The sequence below is a fragment of the Streptomyces sp. NPDC050732 genome (genome assembly GCF_040654255.1).
Taxonomy (GTDB): Bacteria; Actinomycetota; Actinomycetes; order Streptomycetales; family Streptomycetaceae; genus Streptomyces.
In genome coordinates this window covers 16407-40894 of the sequence record NZ_JBFAHP010000009.1, presented here as the reverse complement: position 1 = coordinate 40894, position 24488 = coordinate 16407, and the positions used below count along the sequence as shown (strand labels likewise).

The 24488-nt window shown below is 71.8% G+C and carries 22 protein-coding genes and 3 pseudogenes; 8 read left to right on the top strand and 17 right to left on the bottom strand.

Annotated elements, in window-relative coordinates; genetic code table 11:
- Positions 1–89: 89 nt before the first annotated feature.
- Positions 90–1076, bottom strand: coding sequence for an NAD-dependent epimerase/dehydratase family protein (locus AB0H82_RS10345; RefSeq protein ID WP_362990873.1), 987 nt, complete (start codon positions 1074–1076; stop codon positions 90–92).
- Between the two features lie 518 nt (positions 1077–1594).
- Positions 1595–1999 (bottom strand): annotated as a pseudogene (locus AB0H82_RS10340) (alpha/beta hydrolase); the annotation flags it as partial.
- A 1-nt stretch (position 2000) separates the two neighbouring features.
- On the opposite strand from AB0H82_RS10340, the gene AB0H82_RS10335 reads away from it, so the two are divergent.
- The 4 genes and pseudogenes from AB0H82_RS10335 (at position 2001) to AB0H82_RS10320 (ending at position 4840) form a co-directional block, all read left to right on the top strand.
- Positions 2001–2258, top strand: coding sequence for a DUF1963 domain-containing protein (locus AB0H82_RS10335; protein WP_362991144.1), 258 nt, complete (start codon positions 2001–2003; stop codon positions 2256–2258).
- 29 nt (positions 2259–2287) lie between these two features.
- Positions 2288–2543 (top strand): annotated as a pseudogene (locus tag AB0H82_RS10330) (nucleotidyl transferase AbiEii/AbiGii toxin family protein); the annotation flags it as partial.
- Positions 2544–2685: 142 nt separating this feature from the next.
- On the top strand, positions 2686–3753 hold the full coding sequence (locus AB0H82_RS10325; protein ID WP_362990872.1) for a S1 family peptidase: 1068 nt from the start codon (positions 2686–2688) through the stop codon (positions 3751–3753).
- Between the two features lie 160 nt (positions 3754–3913).
- A complete protein-coding gene (locus AB0H82_RS10320; protein ID WP_362990870.1) occupies positions 3914–4840 on the top strand; it encodes a hypothetical protein in 927 nt (308 codons plus the stop codon).
- Positions 4841–5116: 276 nt separating this feature from the next.
- Here the strand turns inward: AB0H82_RS10320 and AB0H82_RS10315 are convergent, their stop codons facing one another.
- The 12 genes from AB0H82_RS10315 to AB0H82_RS10260 form a co-directional block, all read right to left on the bottom strand.
- Positions 5117–6229 carry an alpha-hydroxy acid oxidase gene (locus AB0H82_RS10315; RefSeq protein ID WP_362990868.1) on the bottom strand — a complete coding sequence of 371 codons (1113 nt, stop codon included), beginning with the start codon at positions 6227–6229 and terminating at the stop codon, positions 5117–5119.
- Positions 6226–7482: an ATP-grasp domain-containing protein gene (locus AB0H82_RS10310; RefSeq protein ID WP_362990866.1), complete on the bottom strand. Its 1257-nt coding sequence runs from the start codon at positions 7480–7482 to the stop codon at positions 6226–6228. Before AB0H82_RS10310 ends, AB0H82_RS10315 begins: the two co-directional genes overlap by 4 nt.
- A gap of 53 nt (positions 7483–7535) precedes the next feature.
- Positions 7536–8456: a branched-chain amino acid transaminase gene (locus AB0H82_RS10305; protein ID WP_362990864.1), complete on the bottom strand. Its 921-nt coding sequence runs from the start codon at positions 8454–8456 to the stop codon at positions 7536–7538.
- Positions 8453–9718, bottom strand: coding sequence for a GNAT family N-acetyltransferase (locus tag AB0H82_RS10300; protein WP_362990862.1), 1266 nt, complete (start codon positions 9716–9718; stop codon positions 8453–8455). Before AB0H82_RS10300 ends, AB0H82_RS10305 begins: the two co-directional genes overlap by 4 nt.
- Positions 9715–11013: a hypothetical protein gene (locus tag AB0H82_RS10295; protein WP_362990860.1), complete on the bottom strand. Its 1299-nt coding sequence runs from the start codon at positions 11011–11013 to the stop codon at positions 9715–9717. The genes AB0H82_RS10300 and AB0H82_RS10295 overlap by 4 nt, the downstream gene beginning before the upstream one ends.
- Positions 11010–12113 carry an Ldh family oxidoreductase gene (locus AB0H82_RS10290; RefSeq protein ID WP_362990858.1) on the bottom strand — a complete coding sequence of 368 codons (1104 nt, stop codon included), beginning with the start codon at positions 12111–12113 and terminating at the stop codon, positions 11010–11012. Before AB0H82_RS10290 ends, AB0H82_RS10295 begins: the two co-directional genes overlap by 4 nt.
- Positions 12110–13627, bottom strand: coding sequence for a GNAT family N-acetyltransferase (locus AB0H82_RS10285; protein ID WP_362990856.1), 1518 nt, complete (start codon positions 13625–13627; stop codon positions 12110–12112). Before AB0H82_RS10285 ends, AB0H82_RS10290 begins: the two co-directional genes overlap by 4 nt.
- Positions 13624–14934: a lysine 2,3-aminomutase gene (locus tag AB0H82_RS10280; RefSeq protein ID WP_362990854.1), complete on the bottom strand. Its 1311-nt coding sequence runs from the start codon at positions 14932–14934 to the stop codon at positions 13624–13626. The genes AB0H82_RS10285 and AB0H82_RS10280 overlap by 4 nt, the downstream gene beginning before the upstream one ends.
- Before the next feature lie 64 nt (positions 14935–14998).
- Positions 14999–16036: a diiron oxygenase gene (locus AB0H82_RS10275; protein WP_362990852.1), complete on the bottom strand. Its 1038-nt coding sequence runs from the start codon at positions 16034–16036 to the stop codon at positions 14999–15001.
- 64 nt (positions 16037–16100) lie between these two features.
- Positions 16101–16826 carry a TauD/TfdA family dioxygenase gene (locus AB0H82_RS10270; protein ID WP_362990850.1) on the bottom strand — a complete coding sequence of 242 codons (726 nt, stop codon included), beginning with the start codon at positions 16824–16826 and terminating at the stop codon, positions 16101–16103.
- 368 nt (positions 16827–17194) lie between these two features.
- Positions 17195–17404, bottom strand: a complete 210-nt coding sequence (locus AB0H82_RS10265) for a hypothetical protein (protein ID WP_362990848.1) — start codon at positions 17402–17404, stop codon at positions 17195–17197.
- A gap of 93 nt (positions 17405–17497) precedes the next feature.
- On the bottom strand, positions 17498–17884 hold the full coding sequence (locus tag AB0H82_RS10260) for a hypothetical protein (RefSeq protein WP_362990846.1): 387 nt from the start codon (positions 17882–17884) through the stop codon (positions 17498–17500).
- A gap of 780 nt (positions 17885–18664) precedes the next feature.
- Here AB0H82_RS10260 and AB0H82_RS10255 point away from each other — a divergent pair.
- Together AB0H82_RS10255 and AB0H82_RS10250 are read left to right on the top strand one after the other, a co-directional pair.
- On the top strand, positions 18665–20017 hold the full coding sequence (locus AB0H82_RS10255; RefSeq protein WP_362990844.1) for an MFS transporter: 1353 nt from the start codon (positions 18665–18667) through the stop codon (positions 20015–20017).
- A gap of 571 nt (positions 20018–20588) precedes the next feature.
- Positions 20589–21587, top strand: a complete 999-nt coding sequence (locus AB0H82_RS10250; protein ID WP_362990842.1) for a LuxR C-terminal-related transcriptional regulator — start codon at positions 20589–20591, stop codon at positions 21585–21587.
- Between the two features lie 119 nt (positions 21588–21706).
- On the opposite strand, the gene AB0H82_RS10245 is transcribed toward AB0H82_RS10250, so the two are convergent.
- Complete coding sequence (locus AB0H82_RS10245) at positions 21707–22960, bottom strand: aminotransferase class V-fold PLP-dependent enzyme (RefSeq protein WP_362990840.1); 1254 nt, start codon at positions 22958–22960, stop codon at positions 21707–21709.
- 100 nt (positions 22961–23060) lie between these two features.
- On the opposite strand from AB0H82_RS10245, the gene AB0H82_RS10240 reads away from it, so the two are divergent.
- Positions 23061–23657, top strand: coding sequence for a hypothetical protein (locus AB0H82_RS10240; RefSeq protein WP_362990838.1), 597 nt, complete (start codon positions 23061–23063; stop codon positions 23655–23657).
- Between the two features lie 15 nt (positions 23658–23672).
- On the opposite strand, the gene AB0H82_RS10235 is transcribed toward AB0H82_RS10240, so the two are convergent.
- The gene (locus AB0H82_RS10235; RefSeq protein ID WP_362990836.1) at positions 23673–23831 is read right to left on the bottom strand and encodes a hypothetical protein; all 159 of its coding nucleotides are present in this window, start codon (positions 23829–23831) and stop codon (positions 23673–23675) included.
- On the opposite strand from AB0H82_RS10235, the pseudogene AB0H82_RS10230 reads away from it, so the two are divergent.
- Positions 23828–24006: pseudogene (locus AB0H82_RS10230) on the top strand (AraC family transcriptional regulator); the annotation flags it as partial. The gene AB0H82_RS10235 and the pseudogene AB0H82_RS10230 sit on opposite strands and share 4 nt — an antisense overlap.
- 164 nt (positions 24007–24170) lie before the next feature.
- On the opposite strand, the gene AB0H82_RS10225 reads toward AB0H82_RS10230, so the two are convergent.
- Complete coding sequence (locus tag AB0H82_RS10225; protein ID WP_362990834.1) at positions 24171–24371, bottom strand: hypothetical protein; 201 nt, start codon at positions 24369–24371, stop codon at positions 24171–24173.
- Between the last annotated feature and the right edge of the window lie 117 nt (positions 24372–24488).

The following is a 24488-nucleotide window of genomic DNA, read 5'->3' as shown; positions in this document are numbered from 1 at the left end:
CGCTGACCCTGACTGGGCCCGAACGCCCTCCCTGGCCGGAGGGGGTGTGTCGCCTTTCGGTTCCCGTGCGGGCCCCCTGGCGCTTCGCCTCACCCCAGTGCTCGCAGGAGTTGGCGTTCGCGTTCGGCGCTCAGGCCGGCCCGGCGGGGCCGGTCCAGGCCCGCTTCCCGCTCCCAGCGCAGGGTCTGCTCCAGCAGCTCTGCCGGCGGGCGGTGCCGCAGGCCGGCCGCCGTCGCCGCGGAACCGTCGCGGGCACTGAAGCCGGCCCAGTCCGGGTCGGCCACCCACAGCGCGAGCGACTCCGGGCCCATGGCCTGCACCACCTCCTGCCCGAGCAGCCAGTCGTCGTCCGCCTCCACCACCGGCCCGGTGTGCCCGCCGATCTCCCGCGACAGGGCGATCCACTCCCCCAAGGGCACGACCGGGCCGACCGCGTTGTACGTCCCGGTCGTCCCCTTCTCCGCACAGTCGAGCAGCCAGGCCGCGAGGTCTCGCGCGTCGATCACCTGCGTCGGCCTGTCCGGGCAGGCGGGCACCAGCAGCGGGGCCAGCGGCTCGCGGGCCGCGCGGGCGACCCAGTAGCCGGATCGGCCGCTGTGGTCGCCGGGACCGCCGATCAGTCCCGCCCGCGCGATGAGGAGCCGGTCTCCCACTGCGGCTGTCGCGGCTTCCTCGCAGGCCACCTTGGCCTGCCCGAACTCGTCGTGGCCTGCTGTGTCCCGCTCGGTCGCCGGGAGCAGTTGCGCCGACTCGTCCGCGTTCAACCGCGCATGCGAGGCATAGGCGCTGACCGATGACACGTACACCCAGTGGCGCGCCCGCTCGCCGAGCGCCGCCAGCGCCGCGCGGACGAAGCCCGGCTGCCAGGACACCTCGACCACGGCGTCCCAGTCCCGGCCCGCCAGGCTCGCGTACGCCGAGGGCTCGTTCCTGTCGGCGACGACCAACACCGCGCCCTGGGCGGCCTCGCCGCTCTCCCCGCGGGCCAGACAGGTCACCTGATGCCCACGCGCCAGTGCCTGCCGCGAGAACTCCCGGCCCACCCACGCCGTTCCACCCAACACCAAGATCTTCATCTACTCACTCAATAGGAGCTGTGAGCCCGCGCGTCCCTGCTTCGCCGAGGGCGTAGCGGTCCTCGTCGGCCGCCGTGCCGCGCCGGCCTGGTCGGTGTACGGCGGTTCCAGCAAGGCTATTCGCCGCATCGGCGCCCCCGTTGAGATTGCGTCGAAATTCGAAACACGCACGGACCGTTCGCACCGTCGATCGGCGTCGCGGAAGACATCGCCAACGCCAACAGCACCGCCTGCCTCGCTGCGCACCCGGCCGGACAGGGCATCATCGACATCGCAGTCGACATGGGCGACTCCCCCGGCAGTCCCTCCACGAGCACCGCCACCGCACAGCACGATGCGTCGGGGCTGCTGGTCCACCGGCCCCACCGTGGTCGGCGCCTCCAACAGGGCGTGCGCGGAGGGGAGGACGGCCCGCGGGCAGTGCCCTTCGGCAGTTGCTGACCCGCCGGTCGAGTCCTGCCACTGTCCCGCCCGACATGTCGAACGCGCCGGATGGCCGGCATCGCGGCCCGGCCCGTCTACGCGTTCCCGGCCAGGAACGGCAGGATCACGTCGGCCATCTCGTCGGGTACTTCCTCGGCGAGGTCGTGTCCGGCGTCAAAGACGTGCCCAGTGACGTCGTGGGCCATGAGCCGCATCTGTGAGGTGTTGCGGTCGCCGATGAAGGCCGAACCGCCGAGCGCCAGCACCGGGATGTCCAGCTTCTCCTGTGCGGCCTGCCGGTTCTGTTCGGCGTCGACGAGCATCGCCCGGTATATCGAGAGCATCGCGCGGATGCCGCCGGGCATGGAGTAGCAGCGCACGTATTCCTCGACCGCGTCGGGGGTGGCGGTGTCGGGGTGGCTGCGCTCCGACTTGATCATGTAGGTGATCAGCTCGCGCTCGTGCCCGGCGATCAGCATCTCGGGTACGTCCGGCTGGAACTTGCAGATCGGCGGCCACCCGGTCTCGCCCCAGAACGACCCCGTCCACTACGCCCGTGACCCCGCAGATGCCGGTCCCCGCGCGCAGGACGGTACGGCTCACGCAGAGGGCGCCGACGACTGGGCTCTCCTGACCAGCTGGAGGTGCGGCGAGGACGTCACAGAACTGGACTCCGGCGTGGCCCACTGGGTGATCCGCCGCCGGGACGTGGCGGCCCGGCGCTTCGACAGGGTCCACCGCTACGTCGAAATGGCCTGACCGCGCGGGGCAGGGGCGGCCGGCTCCGACGGTCCGAGCACGGACCGGCCCTGGCACTCGATGACGTCATCGACTCCAAGGTGCGCGCCCTCGCCGACCGCGGCGCGGTCCGCGACCTCATCGACGTCCACGCCGCCTCCCAGCACCGAACCAGTGCGCGCCGCCGCCACGTCCGCTTCGAGTTCAGCCTCCACGATGTGCGCGAACGCCTCACCGCGCCGAGTCCTCACCGCCTATGGCTTGAACCGCGGCCAGGTGACCGCCCTGCGTACCTGGGCCCTGGCCAGGCCAACACCGCTCAGCTACTGGAAGGCGACAGACGGCATTTACCCGTCCGCAACCAGGCGTAGGCACCCTCACCCAGGCACGGCCGATCAACACGGGCGTGCCTTGCTGTATGAGGAGGGAACAGATGCGAAGACCTCGCATGCGCACGAAAACCATTGCGGTAGCGGTGGGCGGCTTGCTCGCGTTGCTCGTCTCGCCCATCGCCCGAGCGGCTCCGGCATCGCTCACCGATCCCCGTAGCGCGGCGTCGCTGGTCGCGGGGTTGGGAGATGACCGGACCGCCGGGGTGTTCCACCAGGGCGGGCGCCTCGTCATCGCGGTCACCGACCGCGGGGCCGCGGAAGAGGTACGCCGCGCTGGCGGCACGGCGCAGATCGTGCGCCGCAGCACAAGCGAACTCAATGACATCCATGCCGAGTTGGATCGCCTGGCCGGCATCCCGAACACCGCATGGGGCATCGACCCCAGCGACAACCGGGTGTCGGTGAAGATCTACGACGGTGTGTCCGCCGGTGACCGGGACCGCATCGAGCGCGTGGCCCAGGCTCACGGCTCCGCGGTACGCATCGAGAGGCGCTCCGGCAAGCTGCAGCTCACGGGTTACGACATGCGTGGTGGCGTCGGCATTCGCTCGGACAGCAGGCTGTGCAGTTCGGGGTTCAACGTGCAGAACGAGGCGGGCGAGAAGCTCATGCTCACGGCCGGGCACTGCTTGGTCGGCGGCTACTACAGCTGGCGTCGGTACAGTGGCGACATCAAGCTGGGCACCCAGGTCGACTGGGAGCTTGAGCCGGGCGACTGGGCCGTCATCGACTACACCAATCCCGATGTCACCCCGCTCGGGACGATCCAGTACAGGGACGGGTCCGCAGGGCAGATCACGGGTTCCCGCTGGGTCACGGACGGGGAAAAGGTCAAGCGCGTGGGCACCACCAGCCAGGACCTCGACGGGATCGTGCTCGAACCAAAGGCGACCGTCACCTTCGAGGGCGGTGTCACGCTCTACAACATGATCCGGACCAGCCTTTGCGTCATGCTCGGTGACAGCGGAGGGCCCATGTTCGCGGGGACGACAGCCTTGGGCATCAATTCTGGCGGCAACTACGCCGATAGGCCCTGCGCAAACACTGATCCGCAACCCGACCGGGACTCCTACTACCACCCGGTGCAGGACGTGCTCAACAAGAAGCACCTCAGCGTCTACTGACCTGACCTGCTGGCTTCTCCGTGACAGCGGCCCTTACGCAGTAACAGACCTGATCGGAGCGCATCATGCAGCGAACGCCGACCAGGGGCGAGGCGTCACAGGGGTGCTGGAGTGCCGGCCTCACCGACCGGCTCTACTTGTCGTCAGCCTTGGGAGACCCATGCGTACCCATACGATTCATCCCGCGCGTCTGCTCCTGACCCTCACCCTAGCTGCCGTAGGAGTCGCCGCTTTCTCCGGGTGCGGCAGCGACGAAGACGATGGTCACGTCGGGAAGAGTCACCGGGCCGGGCAGACAGCGCAGTTGAAGGACCGCGCACGCCAAGTCGCCGAAGCCTGGGACCACTCCGTGGCCGCCGCGGAGTGGCGCAGGGGCTACCACCCCATGGCGGCAGTGGTGCAGCTGCCTGAGAACGGGCTTCACAATGCAGCCGACAAACGTGCCTACGAGGCCGGGACTTTCGACCTTCGCGCGAAGCTTCCGTCCGCTCCGCGCAAGGGCGAGCGGGTGACATGGCGAAACGGCGGCTCGCTCACGCTGCCGCTCGTGACGGCACGAGCGACGTACCAGGCTCTCGACCGCGACAGCAGCCCCGGCCCCCGCCTGACGGTAACGGGAGCGAAGCTGGGCACGATGACCGTCCACACCAGCCGCGGCCGGGCCACGGTGCCGGCCTGGCTGTTCACCCTCAGGGGCTATGACTCCCCCTTGAAGCGGGCGGCCGTCAGCCCGTCGCCCCTTCCCAAGTCGCCCGTCAAGTCCGTCGGCCAGGTGCCGACCGGCGTCCTGACGCCCCTGGGTGGCCTGGTCGAGGTGGCCGGAGGCGGCAGGACCGTGGCCGTCGTGGCTACGTATGGTTCCTGCAACCGCCCCGCGGTGGACGCTTACGAAACGAAGGAGAGTGTGGTGCTGTCCGCATCCACGGTGCAGGGCAAGGACGGTGACTGCACCACCGAGATGCGTGCCAAGGGCATGAATGTGCGGCTGGACCGGCCGCTCGGCAGCCGCATCCTCTTGGACGCGTACACGGGCCGCCCAGTGACGAACAGCAAGTGGCCCGAGCTCGCTCCAATGCACCGGAGTTGAGCACAGCTCCTCAGGCCAGAGACATCGACTCGTTCAGGATGGGGATGGTCTCGTCCCCGGTCTCCCCCGGTCTCCGCGCCCAGTCTCCTGTTGATGCCATCTGTTGATGTCATCCAGGGCGTGCGCGGACCTCCGGGGCAGTGATCTTCTCCACTGCATTCACGGCTTCGATCACCCGCTGGCCTCCTCGGTCGCACCCGGCCGAACTGGACTTCACCAAGGGTGGGCCGGTCGAGCAGGCCCCGGTCCCGCGTGGTCCGGGCCGCACCGCCCCGATCACCAGGACGGGCGTACGAGGTCCGGGGTCAGGGCGGTCAGGTCGGGGGCGCCGAGGAGGGCGAGGGCCAGTTCGGTCTCCCGGTGCAGGGCGTTCAGGGCGGCGGTGACCCCTTCGGCGCCGCCCGCGGCCAGGCTCCAGAGGCAGGGGCGCCCGATCGCCACGGCGTCCGCGCCGAGCGCCAGTGCCTTCACCACGTCGGTGCCGCGGCGGATGCCTCCGTCGATGAGGACCGGGACCCGGCCTGCCACGGCCTCGGCGACGGCGGGCAGGGTGACGAGCGGGGCGATCGCGGTGTCCAGGTTGCGGCCCCCGTGGTTGGACATCCAGACGCCGATTCCGGTCTCTGCGGCCCGGCGGGCGTCGTCGGGGCGCACGATGCCCTTGGCCAGGACCGGCAGCCCGGAGACCGAGCGCAGCCATGCGAGGTCGGACCAGCCGACGGCGGGGTCGATCCGCGGGTCGTGGATGGCGTGGTGGGCGGGGGCGGCCGCGTTTTGGGGCGGGTTCGCGGTGTGGCCGGTCAGGTTGGCGGGCGTGCCGTGGGAGGGGAGGGCGAATCCGTTGCGCAGGTCCCTCTCCCGAAGGCCGGTCACCGGGGTGTCGACGGTGACGACGCAGGCGGTGGCGCCGGCCGCGCGGGCCCGGAGCACCAGGTCCTCGGTGAGGGCCCGGTCCCTTTGCACGTAGAGCTGGAACCACCACGGTCCCGTAGCGGCGGCGCCGATCTCCTCCAGCGTCAGCGTGGAGAAGGTGCTCACCGTGGTGAGGGTTCCCGCGGCGGCGGCGCCCCGCACGGTCGCCGCTTCCGCGTCGGGGTGGAACAGGCCGTGCGATGCGGTCGGCGCGAGGAGGACGGGCGTGGGGAGTTCCGTGCCGTAGAGGGTGCAGTGGGTATCCACGCCCGCGGTGCCGGTGAGGACCCGGGGCAGCAGCGCCAGCCGCTCGTACGCCTCGGCGTTCCAGCGCACGGTCCGTTCGTCCGCCGCGCCGCCCTGCAGGTAGTCGTAGGCGGGGGCGGGCAGTACGTCGCGGGCCGCGTCGTGGAAGTCGGCCAGGGTGATGCGCCGCGGCTGCGGCGGGGTGGCGGGGCGCGGCGGCGAGGTCGTCACAGTGCTCCCTGGTCGGCGGCGTGCACGCGCAGGTGGAAGGTGAGGCGGTTGATCGCCTGTCGGGCGGCGGCCAGCGCCTCGTCGGCGCTCGGTGCGATCGCGCGGGCGTGGGCGACCCGGGAGGTGGAGGACTGCAGGGTGTCGACGGTGGCGTCCGGCGGGACCAGCAACTGCACGTCGGTCACCCCGGGTATCGCGCGGGCCTCGTCCAGTCCTGTGGTCTCGGCGAGCACTCCGGGGGCGGGCAGCGCGGCGAACCAGATCGCCGAACTGCGGGGAGTGCGCGGTGCGGCGAGGGTTGCGCGGATGCCGGGCAGGACCTTCTCGCCGAGGGTGTGGCGGATGAGGCAGTCGGCGATGTCGACGCCGGTCACGTCGTGGGCGAGGGCCGGGATCTCGTCGCCGCCCATGCGGACGTGCGTCTCGATCACCTGCGGTCCGTGTTCGGTGAGGACGACTTCGGTGTGGGTGGCGCCGGACCTGATGCCGAGGGCGTCGAGGATCCGTTCCACGTAGTGGTGGATCTGCTTCTCCTGGGCGGGGGTGAGGGGTGCGGGGCTGACGTGGCCCAGTTCGACGAAGTTCAGCGGGTCGGAGTATTTGCGGGTGATCGCGACGATCTGGTGGTCGCCGTCCTCGGAGAACGCCTCGACGCTGAACTGCGGGCCCTCGTGGAACTGTTCCACCAGGACCGGCGTGCCGTCGGCGTCCCCGGGTCCGCCGCCGGCCCGTGCGAAGGCGTCGGCGGCCTCCTCGGCGTCACGGGCCAGGGTGATGCCCTTGCTGAAGGAGCCGCTGCCCGGTTTCACGATGCAGGGGGTGTCGTGCGCGGCGAGGAACGCCCGCAGTTCCTCCGCGTCGGAGACCTGGGCGCAGGCCGTGGTGTCGATGCCGGCTTCGCGCAGCCGGGCCCGCATGGCGTGTTTGTCGTAGACCAGGGCGGTGGTCCGCGGGGAGTGCGCGGCCAGGCCCAGCGCCTGGCCGACGAGTGCGCACTTGTCCTGGTCCCGCTCGCCGAAGGCCACGATCCGGGTGAACGGGTGCCGGGCGTGCACGGCCTGGGCGAACGCGAGCCATTCGTCGTCCGGCGCGTCGGGGCTCACCCCGATGATCCGGGTGTGTTCCGTCGTCTCACGGAGTTTGGAGAGGTAGTCCAGCCGGCAGATGACGGTGGTGCGGGTGCCGGTGCGGGCGCGGCGCAGCCGGGTGGGCAGGTCTCGGCCGCTGCCGATGACCAGGACGTGCTCGGACATGAACGGTCGACCTCGCTGGGAGTGGCTGGCTGGGAGTGGGCGTACGGCGGTGGTCAGAGATGGGTGAGCCAGCCGTGGGGGTCGGCCGTCCGGCCGTGGACCGCGTCCTGGAACGCCTGGCGCAGTCGCCGCGTGAGCGGTCCGCTGCCCGCTGCGGTGACGGGGCGGTCGTCGACCGAGGCGATGGGGACGATCTCGGCGGCGGTACCGGTGAGGAACGCCTCGTCGGCGACGTAGAGTTCGCTGCGGGTCAGGCTCTGCTCCCGCACCTCGTGGCCGAGGTCGCGGGCGAGGGTGATGGCGGTGTCCCTGGTGATGCCGGGCAGGATGTTGTCGCTGACCGGCGGGGTGGTGATCACTCCGTCGCGTACCGCGAAGACGTTGGCGGCGGACGCCTCGGCCACGTGGCCGCCGGGGGTGAGCATGAGGGCGTCGTCGTAGCCCGCACGGATCGCGGCGACCTTGGCGAGCGCGGAGTTGACGTACGCGCCGGTGGCCTTGGCCAGGGGCGGTACCGCGTGCACGCCGTTGCGCTGCCAGCTGCTGACCATCAGCCGGCAGCCCTCCTGCTCGGCCTTCTCCCCCAGGTACGAGCCCCAGGGCCAGGCCGCGATGGCGACCCTGGCGCTGTCCAGGCGCGGGGCGACGCCCATGGTGCCGTATTCGAGGTAGACGAGGGGGCGCAGGTAGCCGCTCTCCAGGCCGGTGCGGCGCAGCAGTTCCAGGCACGCCTCGGTGAGTTCGTCGACGCTGTGGCCGGGGTCCATCAGGTAGACGCGCGCCGAGTCGTGCAGCCGCTGGAGGTGTTCGCGCAGCCGGAAGACGGCCGGGCCCCGCTTGGTCGGGTAGGCGCGGATGCCTTCGTAGACGCCCCAGCCGTAGTGCAGGCTGGGGGTCAGGACGTGTACCTGTGCCTGGTCCCAGGGGACGAACTTGCCGTCCATCCAGATGTCGCTGGTGGGTGTGAGCTTCATCGTGCGGCTCCGTGGAGGGTGGATGCGGGCGGGAGGGCGCGGGAGGGGACCGGGGTGGCCGGGCTGCCGACGTGCTCCAGCCGGCGTTCGATGCTGCGGGACTGCAGGTCCAGCACCTCGTGGAAGACTTCGGCGTCCGGGCCGTGGAAGGCGAACCAGCCCCAGCGGGGCCGCAGTTCGCAGCCGCGCTGGAATTTGGCCTCGTAGGTGGCGAGTCCGTAGTGGATGCGGCGGATGCCGTTCTCCAGCGCCCAGCGGGTGGTCTCGTGGTAGGTGAGGGCGAGGTAGCAGCCGGCGGCCTCGGGGGCGAAGCCCACGGTGCGCAGGAAGAGGGCGTCGCCCGCCCTGAGGTACAGCGCGAAACCGAGCACGCGGTCCTCGTGGACGGCGCCCAAGACGACGCAGGACTCGCCGATCTCCTCGCGCAGGGCGTCGAAGTCGCGGCGGACGCGCTCGTGTCCACCGGGCAGTCCGTACTTCGCCCGGTGGGCCACCTGGAGGGCGGTCACCGTGTCGTCGAGGGCTTCGGGGCCGGTGGTGGCCACGGTGCGGAAGCCGCTGTTCTCGTAGGCGGTGACCTCTTTGCGCAGTCCTCTGCGGCGGCGGCTGCTGAGCCCGGCCACGTACTGCTCCCAGTCGCCGGCACTCAACTCGTGCACGGCGTCGGCGCCGAGGAGCGTCGCGTGGTAGCCGGCACGGGTGGCTGCGGCGTCCACCCCCTCCGCCTCGGGCTCACCCACGTAGAGCAACGCCGTGCTGCGGCAGCCGAGTTGGTCCGCAATCTGCTGCAGGAGGGCGGGGAGCGCCGCCATGACCGACCGGCGCTGCTCCGGGGAGCGCCCGGGGGTGTGGGCCACGCCGTGATGGTTGCCGAAGGTGGCGCAGGCCAGGGAGGGGTAGTGGCCGGCGCGGTCCTGGGGCAGGGAGGCCGTGAGGCGCTTCCACTGTGCGCGCTCGACCTCGTCGAGGAGTTCGGGCTCGGCCATGGGTGAGGCGGTGCCTGCCAGCCTCGGGGCGTCGTAGAAGAGCAGCCCGCCGCTCTTGTGGGTGACGAGCAGCGTGGCCAGGGCCACCGGCCGGTCCTCTTCGAGCACGTGAAGGCAGTGCGTCTCGTGGAGGTCGGTCCGCGCGGTGAAGGCCAGCCAGCGGGGGTCGTCCCAGATCAGGCCGGTGCCGCCCTGCCCGGTGGCCGGGTGGTGGCCGGGCGGGAGCAGCCGGGCCGTGAACGAGCCGTGGTGCGCGGTGGCCGCCGTCGTGGTCATCGCGCCCCTCCTTGGGTGCGGCCCGAGGTGGCGGGGACCGGCGTGGCGGGGAGCGGCGCGGGCGGGTCGGTGTCGTCCCTGCCGAAGTCGGGGTCGTCCCAGCCGAAGCCCGCGCCGACCAGTTGTGCGGTGGCGTCGAGTCTGCTGTCCAGGACGGCGGGGTCGGGGTCGGTGATCACCCAGGTGGCGAGGAAGTCGCCGGACTTGCGCAGCCGGTAGCGCTCCCCGCTCCAGTCGTCGCCGATCCGGGTGTTGAGGACGAAGTCCGTCGTGCCGGGCGGCGGTTCGGGCAGCCGCAGGACCCGGCCGTGCTTCGGCGGGATGCCGCAGAAGGCGGCGCGGGGGGCAGTGCGCGCGTGGTCGCGTACGGCGTCGAGCGCGACGGGCAGCCCGCACTCGACGCGGGCCCACAGCTCTCGCGGGTCGGTGCCCAGGATGTGGCGGAGCATGGCGGGGATCGGTCCGCCGCCGATCCGGGCGGCCACTTCGCACAGCACGATCCGGCCGCTGTCGGTGACGAAGAACTCCGCGTGCGCGCAGAGGGTGTCCGGCGAGGGCAGCGCGTCGATGAGCCGCCACGTCTCCTGGACCAGGCGCTCGTGGAGCGGATCGGCGGGGTCGAGGTTGCGCGAGCCGAGCGGGGCGTCCTCCCAGTGGGTCAGGCACCCGGCGCCGGTGTACCGGGAGGCGACGGCCGCGACGGGCTCGCCGTCGGCCCGGAAGACGTCCACGTGGTGCAGGGTGCCGTCGATGAACTCCTCGACCTCGTACGAGCCGCCCGCCACCTGCTCGGCGAGTGCGTCCGCCTGGCCGGGCGCGTCGAGCACGTGCACGCCCGTCGATCCGGAGCCGCTCCTCGGCTTGACCACGACCCGGCCGGGACGGGCGGCCATGAAGTCCGTGATGTCGCCCACGCCGGCGACGGGCGCGAAAGCGGGGACGGGCAGGCCCGCGGCGCTCGCGTACTGCTTCATCAGGACCTTGTCGCGGTACGCGGCGGCCGCGGTGCTGTCGAGGCCGGGCAGGCCCAGCTCACGGCGCAGCAGGGCGGCACGCTCGACATCGGCCTCGGCCAGCGCCAGTACAGCACGGGGACGGTGCCTGCGGGCGGCCTCACGGGCGGCGGTGAGCACGGCGTCGTCGTCGGTGTAGTCGGGGACGGTGAGGACCTGCGTGAAGCCCTCGCCCACGGGGGCGCCATCGGCGGTGACCGCGACGAGCCTGCCCGCCTCCTCCGGCAGCCACCGGGCGAACGGGAGCCCTGCCTGGCGGGGGCTGATCAGGACGAGGATCACGCGGACGCCTCCTCGGTGCCGGGGAGGCCGAGCCGCGCGGCGAGCTCGTCCAGGGCGCGGGCGGTGCCCGCGTCCAGGGGGATGCCGTGGGTTTCGCGGTGCCGCTCGTGGGCGCGTTGCGGGTCACCGGGGGCCAGCACGGGCCGGTCCGTCGCGGCGGTCGCGGTGCGCACCGTGGTCAGCAGATCCGTCAGTCCGGTGGCGAAGCTGTCCGCGCCGGTGAACGCGGCCGGGTCGAGGGCGAGTACGAGATGTCCGATGCCGCGGCTCGCTCCGGCGCCGCCCGCACCGACCTGGGAGAGCCGCCAGTCGGGTGCGGTGCCGGTGAGGACGGCGCCGAGCAGCGTGACGGCCATGGCCAGGCCCTGCCCCTTGTATCCGCCGAGCGGCGAGAGCGCGTACGCCTCCTCGGGATGCGTGGTGGGCCGCCCCGCGCTGTCGGTGGCCCAGCCGTCGTCCAGGCCGCGGCCTTCGGCCCTGCGCTGCTTCACCTCGCCGAAGCAGACCTGGCTGGTGGCCATGTCCAGGGCGAATTCCTCGTCGCCGCCGCCCGCGGCGACGCTGATGGGGTTGGTGCCGAACAGCGGCTCGACGCCCCCGTACGGTGCCACCCGGGAGGCGGCCGAGGTGACGGCGATGCCCACCAGGCCCGTTCGGGCCAGGGTGCGCGTGTAGATTGACGCGGCCCCGAAGTGGTTGGAGTTGCGCACGCCGACGGCGGCCACCCCGTACCGGGCGGCCCGCTCCGCCGCGAGCCGTGCGGCCCTCAGTCCGGCAAGGACACCGAGCGAGCCGTCGGCGTCCAGGAGCAGTCCGGCGCCCCTGTCCCGCACGACGGCCGGCTCCGCCGCCGCGCGGGCCACCTTGGTGGACAGCTCGGTGAGGTACTGCGGGAGCAGGCGCAGGCCGTGCGTGTCGATGCCGCGCAGCGAGGTGGTGACCAGTGCGTCGGCCACCTGGTCGGCCTGCTCCGGGGGCAGGTCCGCCGCGATGAGTGCCTCGCGGGCGAGTTTCCGTGCCGGTCGGTGGTGGATGGTGCGGTGTGTGGCGGGCGGCGCGGGCTGGGCTCGGGGTGTCCCGGCCGGGGCTTCGGTGGTCAACGGGTGCTCCTGTGCACGAAGTGATGGGGACCGAGCCCCGGCAGGTCCAGGGGCCGGCCGGAGACGTCGAAACGGTGCTTGCGGTAGAAGCCGAGGGCCGCGTCGGGGACGTGGCCCCAGACCGTTTCGGCGCCGTCCAGGGCCGCGGCGGTCAGGGCGGTGCGCAGGAGCGCACTGCCCGCACCCGTGCCGCGGACCTCGTCGAGGGTGGCCATGCCGTACAGGCGCCGGGCGCGGCCGGGGCGCGGGTCCGGCAGGCCGTGGCCGGCCGGTGGGTCCTCGGCGTACAGGGAGGCGGCGCCCACCGCGCGGCCCTGGCGCAGCGCCGCGAGGTGCCGGGGGGCGGGGTGTTCGTCCTGCGGGTGTTCGTCCTGCGGGGGGCCGGCGCCCGGCGTGGCCGGTGCGCAGCCCGGTACTTGGCGGCGTACGAGGTGCGCACGCTCGGCCGGGACGTGGTGCACCTGCCAGCCGTGGGCCGTGGCGTCTGGGAGGTATCCGGAGCCCGGGCGGTCGGGCAGCGCGACGTGGCCGGTGGCGTCGAGGCTGAGCCCGTGTCCGGTGTCCACCGCGAGCAGGTCGACCACGTCGACGTCGAGGTGGTCGACCAGAGTGCCGAGGTGGGCGGTGGCGGAGACGCCCGCGGCGGACTCGGGCATGCAGCCGAGCATGGTGATCAGGCCGCGTTCCCGTGCGGCCCGCAGCATGGCGAGGGCCGGGGTGAGGCCGCCCGCCTTCATCGGCTTGACGTTGATGCCGTGGAACGCGTGCGCGCAGGCGTCCAGGTCGGCCGGGGAGGTGATGCTCTCGTCGGCGATGACGGGGATCGGGCTGATCTCCTTGAGGCTGCGGGCGTCGTCCCAGGCCGCGCGGGGGTAGGGCTGTTCGATCAGCCGCACCCCCAGGCCGTGCAGGTGGGGCAGGGCGGGGACGAGCCGGTCCGGGTCCCAGCCGCAGTTGCCGTCGATGAGGAAGGGTGCGTCGGTCAGGCGGCGCAGTTCGCGCAGGATGCCGAGGTCGCCGGGGTCCGCGAGCTTGACCTTGTACGCGCACCAGCCCGGCCGCTCGCGCAGTTTCCCGGCCATCGCCTGGGGGGTGTCGAGGCCGATGCTGTAGCTGGAGCGCAGGTTCTGCGGCCGGTCCAGGCCCAGGGACTTCCACAGCGGTACGCCGAGCAGGCGGGCCCGCAGGTCGTGCAGGGCCGAGTCGAGTGCCGCGAGCACGAACGGGGAGTCGGGCAGCTCGGCGGCCAGCCGCTGCCAGACGGTGTCGGCGTCGCCGTCCGGCCCGCGGACGTCGAGCGTGGCCAGCAGGGGCGCCGTTCGCCGGAGGTCGGCGTGCATCCGCTCCAGGCCGGAGTTGTAGTGGTCCGTCATGAAACAGGACGCTTCGCCGTAGCCGGACACGCCGTCCTGCTCCGCCTCGACGATGACCGTGTGCGTGATCGGGATGGCCTCCCGCGCGGAGCGCCAGAGGTGACGTTGGGTCAGGCTGGCCTCGTGCGCGGTGACCCTCACCGGCCACCCGCCCGTGGCGGCTGGGACGCTTCGGGGTCCGGCTGCCCGGGGAACCAGGAGCCCAGCGCGGGGCGCAGGTCGTCGAACCACTCCGCCTTCGGGTCGTATCGCGCGAAGAACTGCCGCCCCACGAGCCGGGCGTCACGGGCCTGGAGCAGCCGCAGCGAGAAGACCCGCTCCCCCGCGACGGTGGTCACCGAGTCCAGCAGGACCTTCCCCGGCGAGGCCGACATCACCGGGCCCCGGGCGGAGCGGGCAAGGCCGGAGACGCCGCGGATGGCGTCGTTGTAGATGTCCAGTGCCTCGGCGAGCGGCACACCGAAGTAGCTGCGGGCGCCGGTGTCCCGCTCGACGAACATGTAGTACGGCACCACACCGAGCTCCACGAGCTGCTGCCACATCCGCGACCAGGCGTCCGCGCGGTCGTTGACGTGAGCGATCAGCGGCGCCTGGGCGCGGATCACCGCGCCGGTCGACCGCAGGCGGGCGATGGCCTCCCGCACCACCGGGGTCTCCAGCTCCCTCGGGTGGGAGAAGTGCGCCATCACCGCGACGTGCCGGCCGGCCGCGACACAGCGTTCGAGCAGCCGCAGCAGATCGTCCGCGTCGGCGTCGCCGGTGAAGCGGGCCGGCCAGTAGGAGAGCGCCTTGGTCCCGAAGCGCAGCGTACGCACGCTCTCCATGGCCGGGTCGAGCAGCGGCTCGATCCAGCGCTTCAGCACCGCGGTCTTCATGATCATGGGGTCGCCGCCGGTGAACAGGACGTCGGTGACCTCGCGGTGGTTGGCCAGGTAGCCGGTGAGGTCCCCGGGTGAGCGCAGCGCCTGCCGGAGTTCGGCCACCCCGACGAACTGCGCCCAGCGGAAGCAGTAGCCGCAGTACGCGTGGCAGGTCTGGCCCTGGGAGGGGAAGACCAGCAGGGTCTCGTCGTACTTGTGCTGGAGCCCGTCGAGCCTGCGTCCGTCCAGTGTCGGCACATTGGCCTCCAGCTGGTCGCCGGGGTGGGGGTTGAGCAGTTCCTGGGCGTCGGCGGCGGCCTTGCGCAGGACGTCGCGCGGCGCCTCGCTGTCATGGAGAGCTGCGATGTTCGCGAAGACGTCCGGCGGGAGCATGTCGCGATGCGGGAAGGTGAGCCGGAAGATCGGGTCGTCGGGCGCCGCCGACCAGTCGATGAGCTGGTCGGCGACGTACTCGTTCACCTTGAAGGGCAGGACGGAGGAGACGACCCGCAGGTCGCGCAGGTACTCCTCGGACATCCCGCGGTCGCGAGCGAGCGCCGCCAGGCGTTCGTGGGAGTAGGTCTTCACACCAAATCCTCATGGGTCCTCGGTGGCGGGGGGCGCCCGCCACCGGTCGCAGGCCGGGGCAGCGTCAGTGGGCGATGTGGGAGCGGGACCAGTCGAAGTCCACCTGGTCGGCCACGCCCATCTGCTCCACCAGCTTGTGCAGTCCGGTGTAGTCGCGGACCAGCCGCGCACGGCCCGCGTCGGCCTGGCAGTCCGCGAGCATCTCGTGCCCGCCCTCGATGGCGGCGAGGTCGACGATCCGGTGCCAGGTCGAGTAGTCGTTGGCCACGAAGGCGTCGAGACCCTCCATCAGCATGTCCAGGAAGTACCTGCGCTGGCGGGCGTCGAGGTGGTGGTAGACCATCTCGGCGAGCACGTGCGAGATGGACGCGTGACAGTACTCGTCACGGTTGTGCAGCTTCGCGGTCGTGCTGTTGATCGGCTGGATCGTGGTGTCCTCGGCGAGCAGGTCGAGGTAGGCGTTGATGGAGATCTCCGAGACCGTCGCGAAGGCCAGCGTCGTCAGGGACTTCTCCCAGCGCTCTCCGGCCCGGTCCCGCAGTTGCTGGTGGACGCGCGCGGTGTGGGAGAGCGGCAGCGCGTTGTCCGGCATGGCGTGCCCCCGCTTCCTGCGGGTCACCGCGCTCGCGTTGAGGTGCATGAGCGTGTGGTACTGCTCATCGACCATCGCCTGGGCCAGCGACAGGTTGAGCGCCTCCCCGGTGAGGCCCGGGTACTCCCCCTCCATGACCAGCGCGAACGCGGGGTTGGCCACCTTCTGCTCGGCCATGACGGTGTGCCGGTTGTACGCGATCCATGCCCAGCTCAGCAGTTCGGCCCGCTTCTGCGGGTCCAGGCCGCGGAAGGTCGGGTGGTCACGGAAGGGCAGGATCCGCTCGGGGTAGTCCGCGCGGGACAGGTCGAACAGTTCGTCGAGGTCGGGCTCGTCCCGCTTGACGGTGGCACGGCGGTGCCAGTTGCCGACGAGCCGGCGGATCACCGCGTTCTCCACCGGGTCGTTCGGGTCGAAGGTCGGGATGCCCTCGGGGAGCGGGGGCCCCGGCATCTCCTGCCCGACCGCGTCGTCGGGGCCGCCTTCAAGGATCGGGGTGTCGCTGTTCATCACATTCCTCACGGGGAGCGGTGCCGGCCGGCACCGCGGGTGGTCGGGGCGTCCACGGCCGGGCTCAGGACTCCTGGAGCCAGTAGCGCGTCAGGTGGCGTCGCGCGTCGCTGTAGGAGGAGCGGGCGTGCAGCATCCGCTGGTTGTCCCAGACGAGGATCGAGTCCTCCGGAATGAGGACGGACACCTTGTTGTCCCGGAAGAACGTCTCGGCCCGCACGGCCAGTTCGCGTCCCAGGGAGCCCAACGGCAGTTCGGCGGCGGGTACGTCGGCGTCGACCGGAGGGTCGTAGTGGCCGGCTGTCAGCAGGTTGTAGCTGAACCGGACGATGTCACGGCCCTCGGGAGTGCTCTCCACCACGGGGCGGCGCACTCCGGCGGTGCCGGTGCCACCGGTGTTGTGGCCCACCCAGTCGATGGCTTCGCCGTGCACCGTGCGACGCTCCTCCTCGCTGAGGGAGGCGATGAAGGCGTACGCGTCGGCGAGTTCGGTCTGTCCGCTGCCGCACCGGGCCTGGACCCGGCAGTGGAGGGCGAGGTAGCGGGGCGGCGGGTTCCAGCCGGGTGCCTCGGTGTGCACGAGGATGGTGTTGGTGCTCTTGGAGTAGCGCCGGTCCTCGAAGCCGGGGGCGGCCTTCACCTGATAGCGCAGCTGCCCGTCGTACTGCGGTATGAGGGCGCCGAGATCCTGTAGGGCCGCGGCGGCCTGTTCGTCGGTGGTGATGCCGTCGAGCAGGGTGTAGCCCTGGTCGAGGAGTTCCTGGGTGCGCGGGGTGATGGCAGTCGTCATGGTCTGCGTTGCTCCATGTCAGGTCCTGTGATGGGGAGGCATGGGCCGGGCGCGGCGGCGCGCGAAGCCGTCGCGCCGGGGGCGGGCTCCACTGAGGAGTGGATGTGCGGCGCACGGCCGAGGGGGTGTGCTCGGCGACCACGTGCCGAGGCGCTGCGGGTGCCGGGCGACTCGGCGCCGGCCGGGGGGGGAGAGACTGCCGCGGGTGGGGAGGCGGCGGCACGTCACCGTGATCGGCGTGGGCCGGCGTGCGTGCGCGCCTCGCGCTCCTGCGGGGGGCGCGGTGGCGGGCCGGAGCGTGGTCGCCCACGGCGAGGGGTGCCACGCTCACCCGGTCCGCGGGGCGGGGGTGGAGAAAGCGCCCGGGCTCAACTGCCCCAGGTCACATCGGTGCTGTGCATCACGTCCGGGGTGAGCTGGGACAGGTCGCCCGCCGGCACGGTGGTGGCGGACGTGCTTTCGGAACGTACCTGGGCGAAGGCCTGAGCACTGTCCGGGGAGACCGCCTGAGCCATGAGGAGGGCGCCGAGCGCGATGCAGCCGGCTGCGACGGTCCTGAAAGTCGGGGTGAGTCTCACGGAACGGCCTTTCGGTGAATAGCGTTCTGCTTTTCGACGGACTTCCGGCATCCGCTCGGAGTGCTTTTGGCTCTCCCCGCCTCGCCGGTGCCCCTACTCTGGCGACTCGCCGTCCCCTTCGGAAGGGGGATCCGGTGGACGGAACATGTTGTGTCCTATCCCGTCCACGGGTGTCGGGGATGCCATGCGGTCCCAGAACTCCGGAATCAGCACTACTCCGCAGGACGCCATCCGGAAGGGCGCCAAGGGGAAATGCGCGGCGAGTGATCGCGAGCACAGGGCCGCGGCCCTCCGTTCCGCGACGGCCAGGCTCGGCGCGGTCAGGAAGAGGCCGACCACGGGCCCGCCGGGCCCGTCCGGGTCCACGCTGACGTGCTCCAGGCCGTCTCCCGGCTCGGCGCAGGAGGTCACGGCAGCTCCCGTCCCCGCCGGCAGCGGCACATCGGCGGGCCCGTCCAGACGGACATGCACGAGATACATGGCTCCCCCTTCCCCATCGCCCTTGTTCCTGCGCCCGGCCGACGGCGGCCCCGGCCGCGAACCGGCCGCGAACCGGCCGCGAACGGCGCCGCGCACCCGCCGGTCGCCCGCGCGCCCGGGCAGCACCCTTCGCGTTCACCCGGCGGCGGGCGGCCAGGTCCCTGCCGGCGCGGACCACGACGTCGGCGCAGGTGAGGCACGTGTTCCGCACAGACACGTGTTCCGCACAGAGCGGCCCGGTTCACCGGCAGTTGACACCACCCGCGGCCCACCGGGCGGCCCTGCGGGGGCGGCCGCGGCCGAGCACGCACGCGGGCCGTTCCCGCTTCCGCGGCCGGGGCGGGCCACGACGACACCCGGGCCGTGCGTCGGTCATCCGACGCACTATTGATACACCACCCGCAAAGCCGCGGTGCCCTTTTCCCGGGCCGCCGTCGGATTGGCTCCGCCGAGTCCCTCCGGCCTCGACCGGCTCTGTGCCACAACCCGAGTGTCCATTCCTTCAAGTTTCATCCACCTGACCGACCGTCCCGCTCTGTCCCGTTCCATGGCTGGCCGATGAATGCAGTGGCCGATACCGTCCAGGCCGAAGGGGTTGATGGGGGCCGCTCCCCGATCGCATCGTGTTCTGAGCGTGCGACGCCGCGAATTCCACGGAGAACCGGGAATTCAGGGCGGGTCGATGCCGTCACCCTGTACCGATTCCTTTGACGCGACTGGACGCGACTGGTGACTTCGCAGCCCGAAGAGAGCTGAACGACCGGCGGAGACGTAGCCTTTATGACGAATGCCTTGACCTCGGCGGCGCCCGTCCGCCCTTCGCCCCTGGCGTTCCGCGTCTTCCTCGGCGGGCAGAGCGTCTCGCTGATCGGCGACGGCCTCGCGATCCTCGCGATTCCCCTGCTCGTCCTTGAGGTCAGCGGATCCCCGTACGCGGCGGTGATGGCCGCCATCCCGCGGACCGTCGGCTATCTGCTGGTCGGTCTGCCCGCCGGCGCGCTGGTGGACCGGCTGAACCCCCGTGGCGTCATGCTGACCATGGACGTCGTACGGTTCGGGGTCTTCCTCACCCTCGCCGTACTCGCGGCCACCTCGCGGCTCGCCGTCCCGGTGATCCTCGCCCTCGCGTTCGTCGCGGCGGGGGCCGGCGTGTTCTTCGAGACCGCGCTGACCGTGGCGGTGCGGGACCTGGTCGAGGAGGAACGCCTGGTCCGTACGAACTCGCTCCTGGAGGCCGCGAACCAGAGCGCGCAGATCGTCGGCCCGGGGCTGGTCGGCGTGCTGTCGGCACTGTGGGGCCTCCAGGTCGCCCTCCTGGTCAACGCCTGCACCTTCGCGGTGTCCTTCGTTTCCGTCCTGCACGTACTGCGCGGCAAGGACCGGGCGAGCCGGCCCCCCTCCCCGCCGCTGCGCGAGGCCCTGCGCGGGGTGCGGGGCGACCTGGTCGAGGGCTTCCGCTGTCTGCGGTCCCTGCGTGTCGTGCTCGTGGTGACCTGCTTGCAGGCAAGCGCCAACCTCTTCCTCGCCGTCGGCTACCTCCTGGTCTTCTACCTGCGCGACACCCTCCACCTCGGCGCCTCCGAGGCGAGTGCCGTCGTCGCGGCAGGCGGCGTGGGCGGGGTGCTCGGCACCGCGGTGGCCCTCCGGCTCGGCCGCAGGATGCGGCACGAGACCCTCATCGCACTCAGCGCGGCCTGTCTGGGGACCACCCTGGCGTCCCTGGGGGTGGCGACCTCCCTGGTCCCGCTGCTGGTGCTGAATCTGCTGCTCGGGGGTTCCACGGTGACAGCGGTGGTACTCATCCGCACGCTGCGCCAACGCCTGGTGCCACGCGCCCTGTTGGGCCGGGTCACCGCCACGGCCAGGGTGGCCGCGCTGGCGGCGAGCCCGGTCGGAGCCCTGGCGGGCGGTGCGCTCACCACGCTCAATCACGGCGATCCCCGCCCGGTGTTCCTGGCAGCCGGTCTCCTCAGCGTCCTGACGACCGCGGCCGCCTGGGCACTGGGGCTGCGGACCGGGTCGCACTCCGCGTCCGGCACGGAACAGGGGCCCACCGCGCCCGGGGCGTCCGGGGCGTCCGGGGCGTCCGCCACACCCGTACCGGAGGCCGACGGGGCCGCCAAGGCGCCGTGACCGACGGCGTCACCTGCCGGCCGAGGGCCGACCCCGAGGGCCCGGCACCACGTCACCCGTCAGCGCGGCGTCTGCCGAAGGCCAAGCCGTCGTAAAGAATGCGTCTTGGCGGGCAGGCTTGATTACGGCCCCGCACCTGGCACGACATCACGGGCACGAGCGGGCCGGAGGCCGGGCGCCCGCGGCCAGCGAAGTCGTCGCGGGCCGCGGGCGGTTCGGCATCCGTCATGGTCAGCCCGGCCCTGCATGGCACCGGACCGAGCCAGTACGTCCCGGACGCCCTGTCGGCCGAGCAGCGGGAGCCGCTTTCCCTGTGCCGGTCCTGCACAGCGGCGGCCGGGTTCGACAGCCCCGTGGGGATGGGTTCGTGGGCCGAAAAGGCGACCTTGACAAGATCACTCACGCATCGGAAGTTCACTCCATGCGCTATGCACACACCAGAAGACGTCGCCCCGTGTCCGGCGGACCACCCAGAGGCTGATCGCCCGGTTGCCCCGACCGTCGCGGAGACCACCGCGCCTCCCTCCCCCACGCCTTTCCGGACACGTTCACCCATCGGGAGACACACCTCATGCTGGCCGCACTCGGACTCGACACGGACACCGAACGCGTCTACCGCGCCATGCTGGACCATCGTGACGACGGAATATCCGCACTGTCCCAGCGACTCGCACTGCCGGAGGACCGGTTACGCAGCTGCCTCGACCGGCTCCACTCCCTCGCACTCGTCCGACCGTCCGCGAAGGCCGACAGCGCCTTTCGGGTACTGGGCCCGGAACAGGCCATGAAGCTGCTGCTCGCCCGCCAGCAGGCCGAACTCGCCGCCCACCAGGAGCGTCTGGAGACCGCGAGGGTCGCGGCCGCGCAACTCGTCGCCGAGTGCGCCGCCCTGCACAGACCCTCGGCCGGCTTCCACACCGAGGAGCTGACCGGCGCGGAGGAGATACGCGACCGGCTCGCCCGACTCGCCTCCGAGGTCCGCCACGAGATCATGACCCTCGCTCCGGGCGGCGCCCATGCGGAGAGCGACCTGGAAGCCAGCCGCAAGCCGAACGCGACCCTGCTGGACCGCGGTGTCACCGTACGGACCATCTACCTCGACAGCATCCGCAACCACCAGCCCACGCTCCGGCACGTCCAGTGGCTCCACGAGCGCGGCGGCCACGTCCGCACCGCTCCCAGCCTGCCGATCCGCATGATCATCGCGGACCGGACCGAGGCCGTCCTCCCCCTGGACCCCGCGGACGCGAGCTTCGGCGCCGTGGTCCTCACGGGGCAGGGCGTCATCACGGCCCTGTGCGAGCTGTTCGACAGCACCTGGCAGGCCGCGAACCCCCTGGTGCCCACGGTGGAACGGGACACCGACGGCCTCACCCCGCAACACCGCGAGGCCCTCCGGCTGCTCGCCCAGGGGCTCAAGGACGATGCGATCGCCAAGCGCCTCGGCGTCTCCACACGCACCGCCCGCCGCTTCGCGGCCGAACTCATGGACGCACTCCAGGCACGCAGCCGCTTCGAGGCGGGCGTCCACGCGGTCCAGAACGGCTGGCTCCCCGCGCACCGCACCTGAGGGCCCGGCGGCGGGCGCGCCCCCGTTCGGCTGCCGCACATCAACCGAGGGGCGACCGTCGACTCAAGTCACCGCCCCTCCGCGCACCCCCTCACCCCTGTCTCCCCCGCCAACGGCCTTCATCGCCCCAGCAGTTCGGCCAGGCGGGCAAGGATGGCGTCGATCTCGTCCGGTGTGAGGGGTACGAGTTCGAACAGCAGCTCCTGCGCATCCCGCCGGCCGGGCATGGCCCAGATCGACGGTGATCCCGCCCGCAGCGCTTCGTCCAGAGCGGCCGAGTCCATGGCCGACACGGCGGGATCCACCACCAGCCGGGCGCGGGCGAAGGGCAGGCCGGTCGGGTCGGGGACGGATGACGCGGTGATGCCCCGGACGGCACCCGCCCGCTCGACGAAGTCCGCCACCTTGTCCGCCTGCTGCTGCTGCCACACCGCCAGGTCGAGCTCCTGACGCGCCTCAAGCGCGGCGAGGACGCCGATCACCGCCTCCTTGCTCGCCTTCATCGCACGGCCGATGCCCCGTTCCTGCGCCCGCACCGCCGCCACCGCACCAGTCCGGCCCACCACCAGACCCGCGGTCGGGGAACCCAGGTACTTCTGCCCACTGATGGCCACCAAGTCCGCCCCGGTGGCCAGCAGTTCACCGACCCTGAAGTCTTGCGCGGCACCATCGACGACGACGGGAACCCCGCGACGGTGAGCGAGCGCCACGGCGTCGGCCAGCTCGGCACCGGCCCCGCGCACGAGACGGGACGACACCAGCAGCAGGCACGCGACGTCCTGTCGCGCGAGACCCGTCTCCAGATCCTCCAGCGTGAACCCGGCCTCCGTCCCCACGGGAACCGGGACCGCACCCGCCAGCCGGACGGCCTGCACGATGGGGTGCCCGTAGTTGACCGCGTGCCCCGCGGGAAGGACGACTGCGCCGGGCATACCGGTCGTGTCCGGCAGCGCCTCGACGCGCTCCGGGGACTCCCCCGTCATCGCGGCGGCGACCGCGAGAGTGATCGCCGAGGCCGTGCAGTGCACGACGGTCCCCGCCTCCGCCCCGGTGAACCGGGCGAGGGCCCGGTCGGCCGCCTCCTGCAATTCGTCCATCACGAAGAACTCCGACAGCGCCCCGGCGACCGCGGCGCCGACGCCGTCCCCACTGCGTGAGACACCGAGGGGCGTGTAGGGCCCTCGTGCGTTGATGATCCGGCTGAGTCCGTATGCGGTGTGCAGTCCCATGGGTGCCATCCTGCCCACCCCGGGGCGGTGTTCGCGGCGGCCTGCGTCGCGCCCGCCTCCCGCCGGCTCCCTGCCGGCGTTGCCGGGGCCCGCGCAGAGGCGGTCCACCTCGGCGGGGCGGGCGAGCCCGGGGTCGACCACCATGTGGTCCCGCCGGTCGAGAGCGTGGCTTTGTTGGTGAGTTACGACTCCGGTTCCAAACAATCTGGTCGACGCAGGTCAGCGGGGCTCGTACTCTCTCGACGTGCCCGCACCCCTGAACATCGACTCCTGGCAGCAGGTGGAGTCCCGGCAGGACTTCACCGCCTACCTTCAACGCCTGTCGGCCGACTGCGAGACCGCGTGCGACGGGCAGGGCCCCCGCACACCCGCAGCACGGCGCTGGACCAACCAGTCCGTCGACGGCTTTCTCTGGGCCTGGGTCCGGCTTCTGGGCAGCCGGCTTGACGGCACCGACCTGCTGCACGAACAGGCGCCCGGCCGGCCCGGATGGCAGGGACTGGCATTCCAGCTGGACACCCTCCGCACCTGCCCACCCGAGTTCGACGGTTCTCTCGCCGGTTCCGTCACCGAGCCGAGCGAGGTGGACACCGCCCACGACCTGCGCCTGTACGCCGCGACGCTCGCCGTTGACTTCGCCCGCGACCAACGGGAAACCCAGGCGAAGATCAGCCGCGGCGAGTGGGCCGGCGACGGCGGCAGCTGGGCGTCCGGCACCCTCAGCCAGGTACTCGAATCCTGGGCCGCCTGGCTGGGCGAAACACCGTTTCACACCCAACTCGAACCGGTCACCTGGCGGTCGGTCGCCCATCAGCTCTCAGCCGCCCAGATATACGAGTAGCCCCGATGGACCGGATCAACTGAGACGATCGGGCACCAGCATGCCCATGCGCCAGGTTCCGTCCGCTCCGCCGGCGGCGCCCTTCACCATGACCAGCCGGCCCTCATCGATAAGCTGATCTGGAGTCTTGGCCGGCTCGTCAGTCAGCTCGGAGAGATGAAGAAACCCGAGCACGGTCGATCAATCCGGTGTTCCGGCTGTTCCGGCTGTTCCGGTCCAGCGTCGACGCGCACTTCCGGGAACATCACGACGTCGGCTACTACGCCCGGACACTGGGATACGCCCCCGCACCCTGACAAGAGCGGTGCAGCAGGTCACCGGTCGCAGCGCGAAGGCGTACATCGTCGAGCTGGTGTCGCACACGCGCCCCGGTGAACGCCTGGATACGCACTGGACCCTGCGTTTGTAGCAGCCCTGCAGGGGGTTCTGCGGAGAGCTTTCTGGTGCTCCACGCACCAGGGCGGTACGCCTTTGCGATGCGGGCGCCGTGCTCCTGCCCGGCAGGGGGTGGGTTTAACCGCTGACCTGCTCCGGCTCACGGGCGCCGCTCAGCGGCGTGCCGAACCACTGGTGCAGTGCGGCTCGCACGAGGTCGGGCGCGAAGTCCTCGGTGGTGCCGGCGAGCAGGTGGGCGCAGTTTTCTGGGCGGGGATCTGCCGCCTCTGACTGGACGAGGCAGTGGCCCCCATGCGCCGACAGGCCCCCGAGCGCCATCCGACCCCAGAGTCAGGCTTCAGCCATGCCCGCCTGACGAGAAGCAACAAGAGCCACGGCCCGCTGTATTCGGCCCAACTCAGCCGGTCCACCGGGCCGTGGCGCTTTGATGCCTAC